The 16,404-nt window shown below is 72.7% G+C and carries 17 protein-coding genes; 10 read left to right on the top strand and 7 right to left on the bottom strand.

Annotation, left to right across the window (positions count from 1 at the left end):
* Nucleotides 1-63 precede the first annotated feature (63 nt).
* The 4 genes from ACZ4E1_RS13385 to ACZ4E1_RS13370 all read right to left on the bottom strand — a co-directional run bounded on the left by ACZ4E1_RS13385 (nucleotide 64) and on the right by ACZ4E1_RS13370 (nucleotide 3,259).
* Nucleotides 64-789 (bottom strand): dienelactone hydrolase family protein, encoded by a 726-nt coding sequence (locus ACZ4E1_RS13385; RefSeq protein WP_467538829.1) that lies wholly within the window; start codon nucleotides 787-789, stop codon nucleotides 64-66.
* Nucleotides 790-863: 74 nt separating this feature from the next.
* Nucleotides 864-1,157 carry a DUF1330 domain-containing protein gene (locus tag ACZ4E1_RS13380; protein ID WP_467538827.1) on the bottom strand — a complete coding sequence of 98 codons (294 nt, stop codon included), beginning with the start codon at nucleotides 1,155-1,157 and terminating at the stop codon, nucleotides 864-866.
* Between the two features lie 43 nt (nucleotides 1,158-1,200).
* Nucleotides 1,201-1,797: a TetR/AcrR family transcriptional regulator gene (locus ACZ4E1_RS13375; RefSeq protein WP_467538824.1), complete on the bottom strand. Its 597-nt coding sequence runs from the start codon at nucleotides 1,795-1,797 to the stop codon at nucleotides 1,201-1,203.
* A gap of 4 nt (nucleotides 1,798-1,801) precedes the next feature.
* The gene (locus tag ACZ4E1_RS13370) at nucleotides 1,802-3,259 is read right to left on the bottom strand and encodes an MFS transporter (RefSeq protein ID WP_467539592.1); all 1,458 of its coding nucleotides are present in this window, start codon (nucleotides 3,257-3,259) and stop codon (nucleotides 1,802-1,804) included.
* A gap of 250 nt (nucleotides 3,260-3,509) precedes the next feature.
* Between ACZ4E1_RS13370 and ACZ4E1_RS13365 the strand changes: the two genes are divergently transcribed.
* The 7 genes from ACZ4E1_RS13365 (at nucleotide 3,510) to ACZ4E1_RS13335 (ending at nucleotide 11,194) form a co-directional block, all read left to right on the top strand.
* Nucleotides 3,510-4,415 carry a Gfo/Idh/MocA family protein gene (locus tag ACZ4E1_RS13365; RefSeq protein WP_467538822.1) on the top strand — a complete coding sequence of 302 codons (906 nt, stop codon included), beginning with the start codon at nucleotides 3,510-3,512 and terminating at the stop codon, nucleotides 4,413-4,415.
* A gap of 49 nt (nucleotides 4,416-4,464) precedes the next feature.
* On the top strand, nucleotides 4,465-5,658 hold the full coding sequence (locus ACZ4E1_RS13360) for a DUF4032 domain-containing protein (RefSeq protein ID WP_467538820.1): 1,194 nt from the start codon (nucleotides 4,465-4,467) through the stop codon (nucleotides 5,656-5,658).
* Between the two features lie 704 nt (nucleotides 5,659-6,362).
* Nucleotides 6,363-7,205, top strand: coding sequence for an MmyB family transcriptional regulator (locus ACZ4E1_RS13355; RefSeq protein WP_467538818.1), 843 nt, complete (start codon nucleotides 6,363-6,365; stop codon nucleotides 7,203-7,205).
* A gap of 62 nt (nucleotides 7,206-7,267) precedes the next feature.
* Complete coding sequence (locus ACZ4E1_RS13350) at nucleotides 7,268-8,308, top strand: beta-ketoacyl-[acyl-carrier-protein] synthase family protein (RefSeq protein ID WP_467538817.1); 1,041 nt, start codon at nucleotides 7,268-7,270, stop codon at nucleotides 8,306-8,308.
* Nucleotides 8,309-8,390: 82 nt separating this feature from the next.
* Nucleotides 8,391-9,056, top strand: a complete 666-nt coding sequence (locus tag ACZ4E1_RS13345) for a TetR/AcrR family transcriptional regulator (RefSeq protein ID WP_467538815.1) — start codon at nucleotides 8,391-8,393, stop codon at nucleotides 9,054-9,056.
* An 8-nt stretch (nucleotides 9,057-9,064) separates the two neighbouring features.
* Nucleotides 9,065-9,853, top strand: coding sequence for an SDR family NAD(P)-dependent oxidoreductase (locus ACZ4E1_RS13340; protein WP_467538813.1), 789 nt, complete (start codon nucleotides 9,065-9,067; stop codon nucleotides 9,851-9,853).
* 165 nt (nucleotides 9,854-10,018) lie between these two features.
* Nucleotides 10,019-11,194, top strand: coding sequence for an acyltransferase family protein (locus ACZ4E1_RS13335; RefSeq protein WP_467539591.1), 1,176 nt, complete (start codon nucleotides 10,019-10,021; stop codon nucleotides 11,192-11,194).
* On the opposite strand, the gene ACZ4E1_RS13330 is transcribed toward ACZ4E1_RS13335, so the two are convergent.
* On the bottom strand, nucleotides 11,175-11,870 hold the full coding sequence (locus tag ACZ4E1_RS13330; protein WP_467538810.1) for a DUF2470 domain-containing protein: 696 nt from the start codon (nucleotides 11,868-11,870) through the stop codon (nucleotides 11,175-11,177). The genes ACZ4E1_RS13335 and ACZ4E1_RS13330 overlap by 20 nt on opposite strands.
* A gap of 141 nt (nucleotides 11,871-12,011) precedes the next feature.
* On the opposite strand from ACZ4E1_RS13330, the gene ACZ4E1_RS13325 reads away from it, so the two are divergent.
* From ACZ4E1_RS13325 to ACZ4E1_RS13315, 3 genes are all read left to right on the top strand, one after another.
* On the top strand, nucleotides 12,012-13,589 hold the full coding sequence (locus ACZ4E1_RS13325; protein ID WP_467538808.1) for an FMN-binding glutamate synthase family protein: 1,578 nt from the start codon (nucleotides 12,012-12,014) through the stop codon (nucleotides 13,587-13,589).
* 92 nt (nucleotides 13,590-13,681) lie between these two features.
* The gene (locus ACZ4E1_RS13320; RefSeq protein WP_399123769.1) at nucleotides 13,682-13,987 is read left to right on the top strand and encodes a hypothetical protein; all 306 of its coding nucleotides are present in this window, start codon (nucleotides 13,682-13,684) and stop codon (nucleotides 13,985-13,987) included.
* A 117-nt stretch (nucleotides 13,988-14,104) separates the two neighbouring features.
* A complete protein-coding gene (locus ACZ4E1_RS13315; protein ID WP_467538805.1) occupies nucleotides 14,105-14,509 on the top strand; it encodes an ATP-binding protein in 405 nt (134 codons plus the stop codon).
* Nucleotides 14,510-14,569: 60 nt separating this feature from the next.
* On the opposite strand, the gene ACZ4E1_RS13310 is transcribed toward ACZ4E1_RS13315, so the two are convergent.
* Nucleotides 14,570-15,217 (bottom strand): MBL fold metallo-hydrolase, encoded by a 648-nt coding sequence (locus ACZ4E1_RS13310; protein ID WP_467538804.1) that lies wholly within the window; start codon nucleotides 15,215-15,217, stop codon nucleotides 14,570-14,572.
* On the bottom strand, nucleotides 15,217-16,302 hold the full coding sequence (locus ACZ4E1_RS13305) for an S-(hydroxymethyl)mycothiol dehydrogenase (RefSeq protein ID WP_467538801.1): 1,086 nt from the start codon (nucleotides 16,300-16,302) through the stop codon (nucleotides 15,217-15,219). The genes ACZ4E1_RS13310 and ACZ4E1_RS13305 overlap by 1 nt, the downstream gene beginning before the upstream one ends.
* Between the last annotated feature and the right edge of the window lie 102 nt (nucleotides 16,303-16,404).

Here is a 16,404-nt window from a genome sequence, read left to right as displayed (position 1 = left end):
TCGGCCGAGCCGATTCGCTCCGGTCCGCGAGTTCGTGGAACGGCATCGTGGGGGCCGGTCAGGTCACTCCGTCAAGGGCAGGCACTCGGTGAGCAGGTCGACGACGTCCCGCCAGGCTCGCCGGGCGTGCCGCGGGTGGTAGCCGACGCCGGGGCGCACGGTGTGGTCGACCGTCGGGTGGTGGAAGGCGTGCAGGGCGCCGCCGTAGACGACGAGGCGCCAGTCGACGCCCGCGGCCTGCATCTCGGCGGTGAACGCGTCCCGTTGCGCGGGCGGCATGATCGGGTCCTCCGATCCGACCCCGGCCCACACCGGGCAGTGGATGCGCGCGGCCTCGCCCGGTCGGCCCGTGGTCAGCGCGTTGACCGTCGCGATCGCGCGCAGGTCGACGCCGTCGCGCCCGAGTTCCAGTGCGATCGCGCCCCCGGTGCCGTAGCCGACGGCGGCGATCCGGCCGGGGTCGGTCCGCGGCTCGGCGCGGAGCACGTCGAGCGCCGCGTGGCCGATGCCGCGCATCCGGTCGGGGTCCGCGAACAGCGGCATGCAGCGGGCCAGCATCTCCTCGGGGTCGCCCAGGTAGCGCCCGCCGTGGAGGTCGAAGGCCAGCGCCACGTATCCCAGTTCGGCGAACGCGTCGGCCCGGCGGCGCTCGACGTCACTGAGCCCGACCCCCTCGGGCCCGACCAGGACCGCGGGCCGGCGGCTGGTTCCGGCCGGGAGCGCGAGGTGCCCGATCATCGTCAGGCCGTCGGCCTCGTAGGCGATCGTGCGCGTGGTAACCGTCGTCATGAGCCTGGACTGTAGTGATCGTCGCGTCCGGTCGGGTCCGGGTTCTGCCGCGGGCAGATCCGACCTGACCCCGGTCAGTCGAGTCCTTCGACGATGCGGAAGTCGCGCTCGACAGCGTCCGCGAGGACGGCCAGCGCCTCCTGGTAGGCCGCGCTCTCGCGCGCCGCGACGGCCTGCTCGAAGCTGTCGAACTCGATCAGGACGGCCCGCTCGGCGATTCCGGCGTCATGCGTGAGGACCCGACCGCCGCGGGTGAGGACCCGACCGCCCCCGGCCCGGACGGCCGGACCGGCCAGCTTGTCGTACGCGGCCAGCTTCTCCGGGTCCGAGATGGTGCGGTAGACGCTGACCCAGTAGCCCTTGGGCATGGAACCTCCAGTGTCGGGATGCGTGTGCCCAGCCATGATCTGCCTACGGCTGGTCCAACTGCCCCTGGACGGCGGGGACGTAGCGGTTGACGACGTCCTCGATGTCCGCGGCGCGGACGTGCGGGCCACGGGCCAGACCGTAGACGACGCCGAGGCCGAGCAGCGCGGCGACGGCGAGTTCGGCGCGCAGCCCGGTGTCGGGGCCGGTCAGTCGGGTGGCGAGGCGTTGAGTGACCTGGGCGCGGAAGTTGGCGCGCAGGATCTCGCCCTGGGCGCCGTGGAGCGGGGCGAACGCGATGCGCAGGATGGGGTCGGTGCCGTTCCCGGCCTGGCTGGTGAGCACCGAGCGGACCATGTGCCGGCCGAGATCCGTCAGCGGCGCGTCGAGAAGAGCGTCGACGTCGGCCTCGAAGTCCATGGTGTGGGCGAGCAACGCGTCCTTGTTGCCGAAGTACTTGAGGATCAGCGGCGGGCTGACCCCGGCCCGGTCCGCGATGGCCTTCAGGGTGATGTCGCTCTGCGCGTGCCGGGCGAGCAGATAGCGGGTGGCGCGCACGATCTCCGCCTTGCTGGCCTCGGCGTCCCGGCGGACCGGTGCGGGCCGCGCTCCGCCCGGGTGCGCCGTGTCGGTGCCGTCCATCGCCTCACGCTCCTTTCGCGGTGGCGACGGGGGCCGCCACGGGGGTGCCGGCCGTTCCCGCCGCGCGGTCGTCGGGGACGGCCAGGGCGATGGCGGTGGCCACGAGGGCGACGCTACCGGCCATGGCGAAGGCCAGTTGGTAGCCGTGCAGGGTCGGGACGGGGAGGCCGCCGACGTCGGCGGTGTGGTGGACGAGGACGGCGGCGACGGCCGCGCTGGAGACGGCCTGTCCGATGGTGCGCATCAGGACGTTGACGCCGTTGGCGGAGGCGGTCGCGGCGGCGGGGACGGCGCGCAGGATGAGGGTGGGCAGGGCGGAGTAGGCGAGCGTCGTGCCGGTCGAGACCACGGCCGCGCCGACGAGGATCACCCACAGGTCGGTGCTGTCGACGATGCGGATCCCGTAGCCGAGCGCGAGGACGACGCCGCCGGCGGCGAGGGTGACGCGGGGGCCCCACCGGGTGGAGATGCGGGCGGACACGGGCGAGAAGAGGAGCATGATGACGCCGCTGGGCAGCATGCACACGCCGGTCGCGACGATGGACAGGCCGAGCCCGTAGCCGGTGGCGACGGGAGCCTGCACGAGCTGCGCGGTGACGAGCGAGTTGGCGTAGAAGGCGAAGCCCGTGAACAGGGCCGCCAGGTGCGGGAGTCCGACGCGGCGGCCGGCCGCGAGCCGCAGGTCGACCAGCGGCTGAGCGGTGCGCAGCTGCCACAGGGCCCACAGCGCGAGGATCACGACGGCTCCCGCGAACAGACTGAGGACCGGCGCGCTGCCCCAGCCCCACTGGCCGCCCTGCGAGACCCCGAGCAGCAGGCAGACGAGTCCGGCGGCGAGCCCGGTCGTGCCGAGGGCGTCGAAGCGTCCGGGCGAGCGGACCGGCGACTCCCGTACCGCCCACCACGCGGCGCCGAGGCCGAGGGCGCCGAGCGCGGCGGTCGCCCAGAACATGACGTGCCAGTTCGCGTACTGGACGACGAGCGCGGCGAGCGGCAGTCCCAGTCCGGCGCCGATGCCGACGGTGGAGCTCATCAGGGCGACGGCGGAGCCGGTGCGGTGCGGCGGCAGTTCGTCGCGCAGGATGCTGATGGACAGCGGTACGACGGCCGCGGCGGCGCCCTGGAGGGCGCGGGCCGCGATGAGGACGCGGATGTCGGAGGTCAGCGCGCAGAGCACGGAGCCCGCGGTCATGAGGGCGAGCGCGCCGAGCAGGACGCGTCGCTTGCCGTACATGTCGCCGGCCCGGCCGAGCACTGGGGTGAGCACGGCGCCGGCCAGGAGTGTCGCGGTGACCATCCAGGACACGGCGGCCGGGGAGGCGCCGGTGAGCCGGGGCAGGTCGGGCAACAGCGGGACGACGACGGTCTGCATGACCGCCATGAGGATGCCGCCGAAGGCGAGGACGGGGACGGTGAACCGCTCGCGCGGGCGCCGCGTCGCGGGTATCGGGACGTGGTCCATGGGTCTCCTGCTCGGGGCGTCGGGCGCGGGCCGGTGCGCTCCGGTGGGCGCCCGCGTGGGGTGAATGGCCATTCACCCGATGGTGAATCAGTATTCACCACCGAGGGCCCGGCTGTCTGCGCCTGTCGCACGCCGGTCCTGCCACCTGCGTCACACCCACCGGCCCCCGCCCCACGGACGACGGACCACGGCCCACGGCCCACCGCGCCGGGCCTGTGCGGGCCGGTACGTCCGGGCGATACTGCGGGCCATGACGCTCACCACGGACACTCCGCGCTTCGGACTCGTCGGCACCGGCCCCTGGGCGCGGCGCACGTACGCCCCCGTTCTCCAGGCTCATCCGGAGGTGCGGTTCGCCGGGGTCTGGGGCCGGCGCCCGGAAGCGGCCTCGGAGCTGGCCGCCGCGCACGGGACGACGGCTTACGCGGACGTGGACGCGCTGTTCGCGGCCTGCGACGCGGTCGCGTTCGCGGTGCCGCCGGACGTGCAGGCGCCGCTGGCGGAGCGCGCCGCCGCGGCGGGCTGCCATCTGCTCCTGGACAAGCCGCTCGCGACGGATCCGGCGGCAGCCCGTGCCGTGGTCGAGGCCGCCGACGCGGCGGGCGTCGCCTCCGCGGTGTTCTGCACGATGCGCTACGCGCAGGACGTCACGGCCTGGTTGGCGGAGCAGTCCGCGACGGAGGGCTGGTTCACGGGGCGGGCCGACTGGTACGGCGCGCTGTTCTCCGCCGAGGACGCCGACGCCGTACGGGCCGCGACGCCCTGGCGGGCCGAGCGGGGCGCGCTGTGGGACGTCGGTCCGCACGCCCTGTCGATGCTGCTGCCGGTGCTGGGCGACGTGGTCGGGGTGACGGCGGGGCGCGGGCCGGGCGACACCGTGCATCTGCTGCTGCGGCACGCGTCGGGGGCGTCGAGCACGGCGGCGCTGAGCCTGACGGCGCCGCGCGCGGCGGGCGGTGCGGCGGTCGAGTTCCGCGGCACGGCCGGGGTGACGGCGATGCCGGAGGCGGGCCCGCACCAGGAGGCACTGGCCGCAGCCGTCGACGTACTGCTCCACTCGGCGCGCACGGGCGCGCCGCACGCGTGCGACGCGCGGTTCGGCCTGCGGCTGACGGAGATCCTGGCGGAGGCGGAACGGTCCTTGTCCGACCGTTGAACTGTGCCTTCCGGGGCACTCGTTCGCCCGCCCTGCCTACGCTGGGCGCATGCCGCTCGAGATCAGCGCCACCAACCCGGAGCATCCGGTGCTCCTGCTCGCCCTCCCCTGGCACCTGCCGCTCGAGGAATGGCCCGAGGAGCACCTCGTGCCCCTGCCGCGCGGCATCTCCCGGCACGTCGTGCGGTACGCGCGCGCCGGCGACGAGGTCGTGGCCGTGAAGGAGCTCGCCGAGCGGCCGGCGCTGCGCGAGTACGAGATGCTGCGCGCCCTCGACCGGACGGGCATACCGGCCGTGGATCCGCTGGCCGTGGTCACGGGCCGCACCACGGCGGACGGCGCCCCGCTCGAACCGGTCCTGATCACCCGGCATCTGGGCGGTTCGCAGCCGTACCGCTCGATGTTCGAGACGACGCTGCGTCCGTCCACGGTGCACCGGCTGATGGACGCGCTGGCGGTGCTGCTCGTGCGGCTGCACCTGGCGGGTTTCGCGTGGGGCGACTGCTCGCTTTCCAACACGCTGTTCCGCCGGGACGCCGGCGCGTACGCCGCGTATCTGGTGGACGCCGAGACGGGGGAGATCCATCCGCGGCTCAGCGACGGACAGCGGGAGTACGACATCGATCTGGCCCGGGTGAACATCAGCGGCGAGATGCTGGACCTGGAGGCCTCGGGCGCGCTGCATCCGTCCATCGACCCGATCGAGTTCGGTACGGAGATCGGGCAGCGGTACGCGAACCTGTGGAGCGAGCTGACCCGCACCTCCGTGTACCCGCCGGGCAAGCACCACTACATGGAGCGGCGGATCCGGCGGCTGAACGACCTGGGCTTCGACGTGGCCGAGATGCAGATCTCGCGCTCGCCCCAGGGCGACACGGTGACGTTCGTGCCGAAGGTCGTCGACGCGGGGCACCACCAGCGTCAACTGCTGCGGCTCACCGGCCTGGACGCGGAGGAGAACCAGGCGCGGCGGCTGCTGAACGACCTGGAGAGCTGGATGGCCACGCAGGACGACGCGCGGGGCGCCCGGCCGGAGGTGCTGGCGCACCGCTGGGTCCGCGACGTGTTCCGGCCGACGGTCCGCGCGGTCCGCGACCGTCTCCCCTCCCCCGTGGACCCGGCGGAGCTGTACCACGAGCTGCTGGAGCACCGCTGGTACGTGTCCGAGCGCGACGGGCACGACATCGGGCTGGAGGCGGCGGCCGAGGACTACGTGACGCACGTGGCCCGGAGGCCTGACTGAGCCGCGGCCGAAACCGCCGGACTGGTGGCCGCCTTCGGGCTTCACGCAGCCCGTGCCGGTCGACGACGTAGGTGACCAGGGAGCCGGATCCGGCCACCGTGATCCCGGAGGGCCGGTAACCGAGCTTCTCCAGGGCCGATCTGACCTTGCCGACGCCGAGCCCCCGGCGTCCGGCCAACCGGGCGAGGGCACCCCGGACCCGTTCCTCTTCGCGGGCCGCAGTGCACAGGAAGGCGCCCTTCAGCGCGATGGGCTGGGCCGAGTATGCCCCGCGGGTGCGGGGCGGAGCGGGCGCGACCGGTGCCGTGGCCGCTACGTAATGGCGAGTGACGGCACCGACCGCAGCCAGAAGCCCCGTCGGGGCGTCGCGGGCGAGCGCGGGACGTGCGTCGTGCAACGCATTTTCCGGCCACATCGAACGAATTGGTGGCCCGGTCCCACTCTCTTCCTCGAACAGCCCCAGGAGGCTCGCGGGTTACCCGCCGCCGGGAAATTTCGGCCATTTTCGAGCGGCCCGGCACAGGTGCCACATCACTGTGTCTACGTACGCACAGACGATGAAACCGGCAGGTGAGCAACCTCGCACGACTCATCATGGCGGACCGACTGATCGTTTTCTTCGGGCAATGTTTATTACCAAAGCCGTTGGGAGTATTTAGACTGCCGGTGCTCAACTCGGCGTGTACGAATGGGGATTACCCACCATGAACAAGAAGGCGCTCCGCGCCCTGCTCCGTGAACGGCGCGCCCTGATAGCCCCCGAGTCCCACGGCTTCACGCGTCCGACGGGACAGGGCAGACGGGCGCCGGGCCTTTCGCAGCATCAGGTGGACCAGCTGCTGCACCGGACGCTGGGCACGTATCACCGGCTGGAATCGGGCAACTATCCTAATCCGCCCAGCTCTTTGTTGCGCGACATCGCCCTTCTGTTCGGTCTGGACGAGCAGGAGTGGAGCTCACTGTGCAGGTTCGCCCTGCACCAGGACCCGCCCGGCCCGCTGCACTCCTCCTCCGGCAAGGAGATCCCGGGCATCTGGCAGGAGGCCGTCGACGGCATCGAGCACATCGCCTACGTGACCGACGCATCCTGGGACCTGCTGACCTACAACTCCGCGTTCGCCGAACTGTTCCCCGACGGCCGCGTCCCTGCCAACACGATGCGCTGGATGCTTCTGGAACCCGAGGCGCGCGGCACGCTGTTGCAGTGGAACACCGCATGGGTGCCCTGGATCATCCCCCAGTTGCGGGCGGCGATCACCGCGCGCCCGGAGGACGCGACGCTGGCGCGGATCGAGCGCGAGATCCTGGACGACCCGGAGATCGCCCCGTTCTACGAGGAGGGCGGCGCCCTGGTTCACCCCGATGGGCACGAACGCCCGCTGCGCCACGCGCTCAAGGGCGCCGGCTGGGTGTCGATCTGTGCGGCGCAGCCCATGACGGCGCCCGGGTCCCGCATGTTCATCCTGTTGTTCCGCCCGGGTCCGGAACGCTCCGCTCCCACACCACCCAACCTGCGCGCCGACCGCACCCGGGACTGGAGTGACTGAGGTTCCTGTGAAGTACGTTGAGCAGCACCCCCCACTCCCTACTCACCCCTGTGGGAGCTGCCATGCCCGCGTACGTCTCACCGCCCCGGACCGTCCTCGGCACCCATAAGGTCACCACCGAGGAGATATCCGACGACATACGACTGCACCACCCGGACCACCCGCGACTGCGGGCCGTCCTGCGGGTCGTCGACAACTGCGGGGTCCGCACCCGCCACTTCACCCGGCCGCTCGACGCGGCCACGATCTCGGGCACCGCCGGCGTGGACGAGCGCACACGACTCGCGTTCGAGGACGCGCTGGACATGGCCGAGCGAGCCTCGGTGTCCGCACTGGAGGCCGCCGGCCTGACGGTGGACGACATCGATGCCATCGTGACGACGCACGCGACCGGCTGGGCCGTGCCGAATCTGGACATCCACCTCATCCACCGTCTCGGCCTGCGGCCGACGACCCGGCGCATCGCCATGGCGACGGCGGCCTGCGGGGGTGGCGCCCAGGCGCTCATCCGCGCCTCGGACCTCGTCGCCGTGCGCCCCGGCAGCGCCGTCCTCGTGGTCGCGTCCGAGGTGCTTTCCGCGACGTACAACCACGCGGCGTCGTCGATCGAGTCGATGATCTACAAGGCGCTCTTCGGCGACGCGGGGGCGGCCACCGTGGTCACGAGCGAGCCGCTCGGCCCGGGGCTCGCCATCGACGACACCTTCGAGTACACGCTCCCGGACAGCGTCACCCGTTACAGAGGCCGGCTCGACGACAAGGGGATGCACTTCGAGTCGACGAAACTCGCCCCCACCACCGCCGCGGAGACACTGACCGTCGTCAAGGACTGGTACGGGGCACACGTCCCGGACTTCACCGTGATCCACCCGGGCAGCCTCAGCATCATCGGCGACACCGCCGACGCCTTCGGGATCGATCCCGAGCTCACCCGCCACTCCACCGAGTCCCTCGCCGACGAGGGCAACCTGGGCGGCGTCAGCATCCTGCGCGTCCTGGAGCGCACCTGTGCCGCGCCGCCGGCAGCGGACGCCCGCGGGCTCGCCGTCGCCTACGGCCCGGGGTTCTTCAGCGCGGCCCTGAAGTGCCACTGGCACGCCTGACCCCACTCCCCGCCACCTCCCCGTGAAAGATGTCTCACCGGGACTCATGTCCCGACGGGACATCAAGGTGTACTCTGGGGGCATGAAGGCGAACGAGGGTGCGGGGACCCAAGGGGTCGACCGGCGGCAGCTGAAGGCGCTCAGGACGCGTGAGGCGCTGGCCGAGGCAGCCGTCGAGCTCGTGCTCGAGAAGGGGCTCGCGGCCGTCACCGTCGAGGCGATCGCCGAGCGCGCGGACGTCACCCGCCGCACCTTCAGCCGGCACTTCACCGGCAAGGAGGACGCGGCGCTCGACTTCACGCGGGCCGACGGCGCGGGGATCAACGCCGCGCTGCGCGAGCGCCCCGCCGCCGAGCCCCCGCTCCTCGCGTACCGCCGGGCCGTCGCGGACTGGCTGACCGACCGGGACACCCCCGGCTGGCACCACCGTCCGCGCCTGCGCGAGCTGTACGCGGTCGTGGACGCGGAGCCCGCCCTGTTCGCCGCGTACGAGCGCATCCGGGTCGACGCCCAGGAGGAGTCCGTACGCATCATCGCCGACCGGCTCGGCACCGACCCGGCCCGGGACCCGCTTCCCGGGATCGTGGTCGGCGCCGCCGCCAGTGTGCTGACCGCCGCGCTGCGCACCTGGGCGCGCGGCGCCGGCTCGGACGCCGAAGACCTCGCCGATCTGGTGGCGCGGGCCTACGACGCCCTCTTCGGGGAGGCCGCCCGCGCGGCGACCGCCGACAACGCAACCAGAGAGTGAACCGCACCATGAGCACCACCCCCTCCACCATCACCCCCGACTACGCCACCGAGTTCGCCGGGAAGACCGCCCTGGTCACCGGCGCCGCCTCCGGCATCGGCCTGGCCACCGCCCGCCGGCTCGGCCTCGGCGGAGCGAAGGTCGTCGTCGCGGACTTCAACGAGCAGGGCGCGCGGGACGCCGTGGAGGCGCTCCGCGAGGAGGGCGTCGAGGCGGCGGCCGTGGCGCTCGACGTGACCGACCCCGAGTCCGTGCGCGCCGCCGTGACGTTCACGGTCGACACGTTCGGCGGGCTCGACCTGGCCGTCAACAACGCGGGCATCGGTGGCGCGAGCGCCCCGACCGGCGAGTACGACATCGATGTCTATCACCGGGTCGTCCGGACCAACCTGGACGGCGTGTTCTTCAGCATGCGCCACGAGATCCCGGCCATGCAGGCCTCGGGCCGGGGCGGCGCGATCGTCAACGTCGCCTCGATCCTCGGCTCGGTCGGCTTCGCCGGCTCCCCGGCCTACGTGGCGGCCAAGCACGGCGTCGTGGGCCTCACCAAGACGGCCGCCGCCGAGTACGCGGCGAAGGGCATCCGGGTCAACGCGGTGGGTCCGGGCTTCATCGACACCCCGCTGCTCAAGGAGATGGACCAGGCCGCCTACGACGGTCTGGTCGCCCTGCACCCGGCGGGCCGGCTCGGCCGCTCCGAGGAGGTCGCGGAGCTGATCGTGTTCCTGCTCTCGGACCGCGCCTCGTTCGTGGCGGGCAGCTACCACCTCGTGGACGGCGGCTACACGGCCGTGTGACACGCCCGGGCGCCGCTCACCCGAGGGCCCCCGGCGGCGAGTTCCGACTCGCCGCCGGGGGCCCTTGTTCCGTTTCGGGGTGCCATGGAACGGTCGAAGCCGGGAAGACGGGAGGCCTGGACTCACCCGACGGGCGACACGTACGACGAGGGGCACCGCGACGCGATGGCACAACGGACGGCACGGACACCGACACCGACGCAGACACCACCCGGGGCACGGACGCAGGCACCGGTCCAGGAACCGGTGGCGGCTCCCCCGCAGGTCAGACCCGCCGCCCGCGAGTCGTACTTCGACAACGTGAAGTACCTGACGATCGTGCTCGTCGCGTGCGGGCACGCCTGGGAACCGCTGACGTACGGCAGCCGGACCGTGCACGCGGTGTACCTGTTCGTGTACGCCTTCCACATGCCGGCGTTCGCCCTCGTGTCGGGGTACTTCTCGCGCAGCTTCGACATGGCGCCGAGCCGGCTGCGGCGGCTGGTCACCGGGGTGGTCGTGCCGTACGTCGTCTTCGAGGTGGTGTACACGCTGTTCTACCGCTGGGCGCAGGACGATCCCGGGTACCCGCTCAGCCTGCTGGATCCCTGGTATCTGATGTGGTTCCTGGTCGCACTGTTCGTGTGGCGGATGTCGACGCCGCTGTGGCTGCAGCTGCGGCACCCGGTGCCGGTGGCGCTGGCGATCGGCACGGCCATGTCGATGTGGCCGGACGCGGGCGGGGATCTGGCCTTGCAGCGGGTGCTGCAGTTCCTGCCGTTCTTCGTGGTGGGGCTCGTGCTGCGGCCGGAGCACTTCGCACGGCTGCGGACGTGGCGGGTGCGCCGGGTGGCACTGGCGGTCCTCGCGGCGGCGGCCGTGGCGGCGTACGCCGTGGAGCCGTGGCTGGACGCCGGCTGGTTCTACCACCGCGCCAGCGTCGCGGAGCAGGGCGTACCGGCGTGGACGGGGCTGATCTTCACCCCGGCGCTGTTCGTGCTGGCGCTGGTGCTGACCGCCTGCTTCCTCGCGTGGGTGCCGGGCCGCAGGCTGTGGTGCACAGCGCTCGGCACGGGGACGCTGTACGCGTATCTGCTGCACGGGTTCGTCATCAAGGCGGCCCGGTTCGGGGACTGGTACGCGCATCCGTGGCTGCACACGCCGCTGGGCGAACTGGCGGTGACGGGCCTGGCGGTCGGCGGGATCACGCTGCTGTGCACCGGGCCGGTGCGCCGGGTGTTCCGGCCGGTGGTGGAGCCGGCCATGGAATGGGCGTTCCGGCCGACGCGGCGCGAGCGCCGGGCGGCGGCCCGGGAGGAGTCCGCACGAGAGCCGTCGCGGGTCACATCCGGCGGTGGGTGACGGCCTGCGCCGAGGCGAGGAGGCACTGCATGCGTTCGGTGAGGGCGGCCAGGTCGTCGGCGGGGCTGTGGAACGGGATGCGGACGTCCGCCTGGCCGCGGGCGCGCTCCAGACGGAGCGTCAGTCCGTGCCGGTCGACGGCGAGCGGCTGGACGCGCGTGACGCCGTGCAGGCTGTCGGGACAGATGAGCCGGGTGAGCTGTTCGACAGCTTCGGGGTGGACGTCGGCGAGGTGGGTCAGGAGCCGGGGTTCGGCGCGGGCCAGCGGGTCGGCGCGGGTGCCGGCGAGTTCGTCGAGGTCGATGCCGGTGCGGCCGGTGCGGGTCTGGAGCACGGCGCGTTCGGTACGCAGCACCAGTTCGTCGCCGTCCGGGACGAGTTCGCCGGAGAGCCAGAGGCGGGCGCGGATCCGGTCCCGTACGGGCACGGGTGCGGTGTCGGCGAACTCCACGAGGGTCGTGGGCCGGCCGTGCGGGGCGCAGAGCGCGGCGGCGGCGAGGACGCTGTCGGGCGGCGGCGCGATGCGCAGGGTGCCGTCCTCGTCGACGCGGTGGGCGCCGACGAGGTCGTCCCGTCCCACGTCGGTGGTGACGCCGCAGCTGAACGCGGTGGCGAGCACGGAGCGTGCGTGGGCCGCCGTGGTGGGCACGGCGGCAGCGATCGATCGGACACCCATCCCGGAACCTCCATTAGGTAAGCCTTGCCTAACTTATCGGAGACCTCGGGGAGGGTCCACCCCGGGGACCGGTCCTCCGGTCCACCCCACGGCCCTGTGTCGTCCCCGCCCGGGCGCGTCGCCGTGCGCTTGACTCGACGGATGCGCCGATTCCTCGTGTTCGTCCTCGTCACCGCCGCAGCGGCCGCGACCACGGTCCTGTCGCTCCTGGTGTCGCCGTGGTGGTGGTGCGCCGCCGGTCCGCTGCTCGCCCTGACCGCGCTCGGCGTCGCCGATCTGGCGCAGACCCGCCACTCGGTGCTGCGCAACTACCCGCTCGTCGGCCATCTGCGCTTCCTGATGGAGTCGCTGCGGCCCGAGATGCAGCAGTACTTCATCGAGCGCAACTACGACGGCCGGCCCTACGACCGCGACGTGCGCAGCATCGTCTACGAGCGGGCCAAGGACACCGAGGCGGCGGAGCCCTTCGGCACCGAGCAGGACGTGTACGCCTCCGGTCACGAGTTCCTGGTCCCGTCCATGCGGCCGGTGGACGCGCCCGAGGCCGCGCCGACCGTGCGGCTCGGCGGGCCCGACTGCTCACGCCCGTACGACATGTCCCTGCTGAACGTCTCCGGGATGAGTTTCGGCGCGCTGTCCTCCCACGCGATCCGGGCGCTCAACGCGGGCGCGGCGCGCGGCGGCTTCGCGCACGACACCGGGGAGGGCGGCCTGTCGGACCATCACCTGGCACCGGGCGGCGACCTGGTCTGGGAGATCGGCACCGGGTATTTCGGCTGCCGCACGAAGGACGGAGGCATGGACCGCGCCGAGTTCGCCGAGAAGGCGGCGAACCCCCAGGTCAAGTGCGTGTCTCTGAAGCTGTCGCAGGGGGCGAAGCCCGGGATCGGCGGGGTGCTCCCGGGCGGCAAGGTCGACGCCGAGATCGCCCGGGTGCGGGACGTGCCGGTGGGCGAGACGGTCATCTCGCCGCCCTACCACCGGGAGTTCGCGACGCCCCGCGAGATGGTGCTGTTCCTCGCCGAGCTGCGGCAGCTGGCGGGCGGCAAGCCGGTCGGGTTCAAGCTGTGCGTCGGTTCCCGCGTCCAGTTCCTCGCGGTCTGCAAGGCGATGCTGGCCGAGGGGGTGAGCCCGGACTTCGTGATCGTGGACGGCTCCGAGGGCGGCACCGGCGCGGCCCCGCTGGAGTTCGCCGACCATCTCGGCACACCGCTCACCGAAGGCCTGATCACCGTGCACAACGCTCTGGTCGGGGCCGGGCTGCGGGACCGGATCCGGATCGGCGCGAGCGGCAAGGTCGCGACGGGCGCCGACATCGTCAAACGACTCGTCCAGGGTGCGGACTTCACGAACGCGGCCCGCGCGATGATGTTCGCGGTCGGCTGCATCCAGGCCCAGCGCTGCCACACCAACACCTGCCCGGTCGGGGTCACCACCCAGGATCCGCGCCGGGTGCGCGCCCTGGACATCGGGGACAAGGCCGCCCGCGTCTACCACTACCAGCGGGCGACCGTGCGCAGCGCGGCCCAGATCATGGCGGCGATGGGGGTCCGCGACCCGCGCGATCTGGGCCCCGACCAGCTGGTCCGCCGGATCGCACCGCACGAACTGGCCTCCTACGCGCATCTCTACGCGTGGCTGGAACCGGGCGAGCTGACCGGGGATCCCCGCGCGGGCTGGGCCGGGGACTGGGCGGCCGCGGACCCCGACCGCTTCTGAGCGCCACCCGCTCACCCCAACTCCACGCGAACGGGGGGGTGAATATGCCATCCGCCCACGCGCCCGGCGTCGCGAGCGGCATCATGCCCGCCATGGACGGTACTGCGCTGCTCCGAGAGCTCTTCACGGCCGACGAGTACGAGGCGGTCCGCAGGCACGCGGACCATCTGGGAGTGACCGTGAGCGAGTACGTGGCCCGGTCGGCCGCCGAGCGGGCTCTGGAGCGCCTGCATCTGACGGAGGCTCTGGAGGTCCAGGCCCCGCACCTGGGCAAGCTGTCGATACCGCATCTGGAGCGGGCGCGTTGCGCAGGCGGCGCCTCGTCACCGGCACTGGACCGCTTCCTCGACACGCTGGCCCATCCCGCCGACCCGGCGGCGGCCTCCGACCCGGCCTGAGCCCGGGCGGGCGCGCACGTCTCCCGCCCGCGATCTGCTTGGCGATCAGGTTCCCGGGGAATGTGGCTCGTTACGAGAGGGCTCCGCCCCTGACGCGAACGAGAGGGAGTGATCGTCATGCGTGCGTCCATGGGCGCCGACCGGCGTACCGCGCGCGTGGAGTTCCTGATGCCGCAGGGCTCGGGAGCAGCGCGATGGGCCCGTCGCATGACCCGATCGTTCCTCGCCGGGCAGCTGGAGTGCGCGACGGGCGACGCCGAGCTGGTGGTCTCCGAACTGGTCACGAACGCGACCCGCGCCTCACGGGGCCGCAGCGTGCGGATGAGCCTGCGCCTCGACGCGGGCGAGCTGACGGTGGCCGTGCACGACGACGCCCCGGGTCTCCCCCGGTTGCAGCCGTCGTCCACGAGCGCCGAGTCGGGGCGTGGGATCGCCCTGGTGCACGCGCTGGCCGACCGCTGGAGCGTGGAGCGGCATCCGTACGGCGGCAAGACGGTGCGGGCGGTTCTCGGCCCCTGCTGAACGCGCGGGACGCGACGACGGCCATCGGGGCCGACGCCGCGTCCAGGTGGGGCGTGAGGCTCAGTGGCCCCGCGCGATCCACTCCTCCAGCTGCGGCGCCTCGGCGCCGATCGTCGTCGTGTCGCCGTGGCCGGTGCGCACCACGGTGTCGGCCTGCAGCGTCAGGAGCTTCCCGCGGATCGACTCGATGATCGTCGGGAAGTCGCTGAAGGTACGGCCGGTGGCGCCCGGGCCGCCCTGGAACAGGGTGTCGCCGGTGAAGACGGTGCCGAGGGCCGGGGCGTGCAGGCTGACGGCGCCGTGGCAGTGGCCGGGCGTGTGCAGCACGGTCAGCTCGACCCCGGCCACGGACAGGCGCTGCCCGTCGGCGAGTTCACCGTCGGGCGCACGGTCCGGGTGGGTCCGCTTCCACAGTTCGGTGTCGGCCGGGTGCAGCAGGATCGGCGCTCCGGTGCGCTCGGCGAGCGCGGGGGCGGCGTCGATGTGGTCGTCGTGCGCGTGGGTGCACACGATGGCGACGAGCCGGCGCTCACCGACGGCCTCGGCGATGGCGTCGGCGTCGTGGGCGGCGTCGATGACGACGACTTCACGGTCGTCGCCGACGAGCCACACGTTGTTGTCGACGTCCCAGGTGCCGCCGTCGAGCGAGAACGTGCCGGACGTGACGAGGTGTTCGACGCGCGCGGCGCCGGCTTCGGTGGCGGCCATCAGAAGACCACCACGGAACGCAGCACGTCGCCCTGGTGCATCCGCTCGAAGGCCTTCTCGACGTCGGCGAGCTCGATGGTCTCCGTCACGAACGCGTCGAGGTCGAGGCGGCCCTGGAGGTACAGGTCGATGAGCATCGGGAAGTCGCGCGAGGGCAGACAGTCGCCGTACCAGGAGGACTTGAGGGCGCCGCCACGGCCGAAGACGTCGAGCAGCGGCAGGTCGAGCCGCATCTCCGGGGTGGGCACGCCGACGAGGACGACGGTGCCGGCGAGGTCGCGGGCGTAGAAGGCCTGCTCGTACGTCTCCGGGCGGCCGACCGCGTCGATGACGACGTCGGCGCCGAAACCGCCGGTCAGCTCGCGCACGGCCTCGACCGCGTCGGTGGAACGGGAGTTGACGGTGTGGGTGGCGCCCAGCGAGCGGGCGGTCTCCAGCTTCTTGTCGTCGATGTCCACGGCGATGATCTTCGCGGCGCCGGCGAGGCGGGCGCCGACGACCGCCGCGTTGCCCACGCCGCCGCAGCCGATGACGGCCACGGAGTCGCCGCGGCCGACCTCGCCGGTGTTGATGGCGGCGCCGAGGCCCGCCATGACGCCGCAGCCGAGCAGGCCCGCGGCGGCGGGCGAGGCGGCGGGGTCGACCTTGGTGCACTGGCCGGCGGCGACGAGGGTCTTCTCGGCGAAGGCGCCGATGCCGAGCGCCGGGGACAGCTCCGTGCCGTCCGTCAGCGTCATCTTCTGCTTGGCGTTGTGGGTGTTGAAGCAGTACTGGGGGCGCCCGCGCAGACAGGCGCGGCACTGGCCGCACACGGCGCGCCAGTTGAGGATCACGTAGTCGCCGGGGGCGACCTCGGTGACGCCCTCGCCGACCGACTCGACGACGCCGGCGGCCTCGTGGCCGAGCAGGAACGGGAACTCGTCGTTGATCCCGCCCTCCCGGTAGTGCAGATCGGTGTGGCAGACCCCGCACGCCTGGACCTTCACGACGGCCTCGCCCGGCCCGGGGTCCGGCACGACGATCGTCTCGATGGTCACCGGTGCGCCCTTGGCCCGTGCGATCACGCCCTGAACCTGCTGTGCCATGACGGTCAGCCCTCTTTCTCTACGCGTTCGTTCACGCTTGTTGCCCGCCCATCGTCGCTCACGGCGGGGGTGCGGCGCAGCAGGGGTGCGCAGGTCGGGGCG

The organism is Streptomyces sp. NPDC025806 (genome assembly GCF_055558275.1).
The sequence above is the reverse complement of the archived record's forward strand: the minus strand, read 5'-3'. Positions and strand labels throughout refer to the sequence as shown.

Bases quoted from the DNA above. Each gene is read 5' to 3' on its own strand.
- ACZ4E1_RS13335 (WP_467539591.1), top strand. From the start codon at position 10,019: ATGGCACAACGGACGGCACGGACACCGACACCGACGCAGACACCACCC.
- ACZ4E1_RS13330 (WP_467538810.1), bottom strand. From the start codon at position 11,870: ATGGGTGTCCGATCGATCGCTGCCGCCGTGCCCACCACGGCGGCCCAC.
- ACZ4E1_RS13350 (WP_467538817.1), top strand. From the start codon at position 7,268: ATGCCCGCGTACGTCTCACCGCCCCGGACCGTCCTCGGCACCCATAAG.
- ACZ4E1_RS13320 (WP_399123769.1), top strand. From the start codon at position 13,682: ATGGACGGTACTGCGCTGCTCCGAGAGCTCTTCACGGCCGACGAGTAC.
- ACZ4E1_RS13355 (WP_467538818.1), top strand. From the start codon at position 6,363: ATGAACAAGAAGGCGCTCCGCGCCCTGCTCCGTGAACGGCGCGCCCTG.
- ACZ4E1_RS13345 (WP_467538815.1), top strand. From the start codon at position 8,391: ATGAAGGCGAACGAGGGTGCGGGGACCCAAGGGGTCGACCGGCGGCAG.
- ACZ4E1_RS13375 (WP_467538824.1), bottom strand. From the start codon at position 1,797: ATGGACGGCACCGACACGGCGCACCCGGGCGGAGCGCGGCCCGCACCG.
- ACZ4E1_RS13365 (WP_467538822.1), top strand. From the start codon at position 3,510: ATGACGCTCACCACGGACACTCCGCGCTTCGGACTCGTCGGCACCGGC.
- ACZ4E1_RS13340 (WP_467538813.1), top strand. From the start codon at position 9,065: ATGAGCACCACCCCCTCCACCATCACCCCCGACTACGCCACCGAGTTC.
- ACZ4E1_RS13385 (WP_467538829.1), bottom strand. From the start codon at position 789: ATGACGACGGTTACCACGCGCACGATCGCCTACGAGGCCGACGGCCTG.
- ACZ4E1_RS13380 (WP_467538827.1), bottom strand. From the start codon at position 1,157: ATGCCCAAGGGCTACTGGGTCAGCGTCTACCGCACCATCTCGGACCCG.
- ACZ4E1_RS13370 (WP_467539592.1), bottom strand. From the start codon at position 3,259: ATGGACCACGTCCCGATACCCGCGACGCGGCGCCCGCGCGAGCGGTTC.
- ACZ4E1_RS13305 (WP_467538801.1), bottom strand. From the start codon at position 16,302: ATGGCACAGCAGGTTCAGGGCGTGATCGCACGGGCCAAGGGCGCACCG.
- ACZ4E1_RS13310 (WP_467538804.1), bottom strand. From the start codon at position 15,217: ATGGCCGCCACCGAAGCCGGCGCCGCGCGCGTCGAACACCTCGTCACG.
- ACZ4E1_RS13315 (WP_467538805.1), top strand. From the start codon at position 14,105: ATGCGTGCGTCCATGGGCGCCGACCGGCGTACCGCGCGCGTGGAGTTC.
- ACZ4E1_RS13325 (WP_467538808.1), top strand. From the start codon at position 12,012: ATGCGCCGATTCCTCGTGTTCGTCCTCGTCACCGCCGCAGCGGCCGCG.
- ACZ4E1_RS13360 (WP_467538820.1), top strand. From the start codon at position 4,465: ATGCCGCTCGAGATCAGCGCCACCAACCCGGAGCATCCGGTGCTCCTG.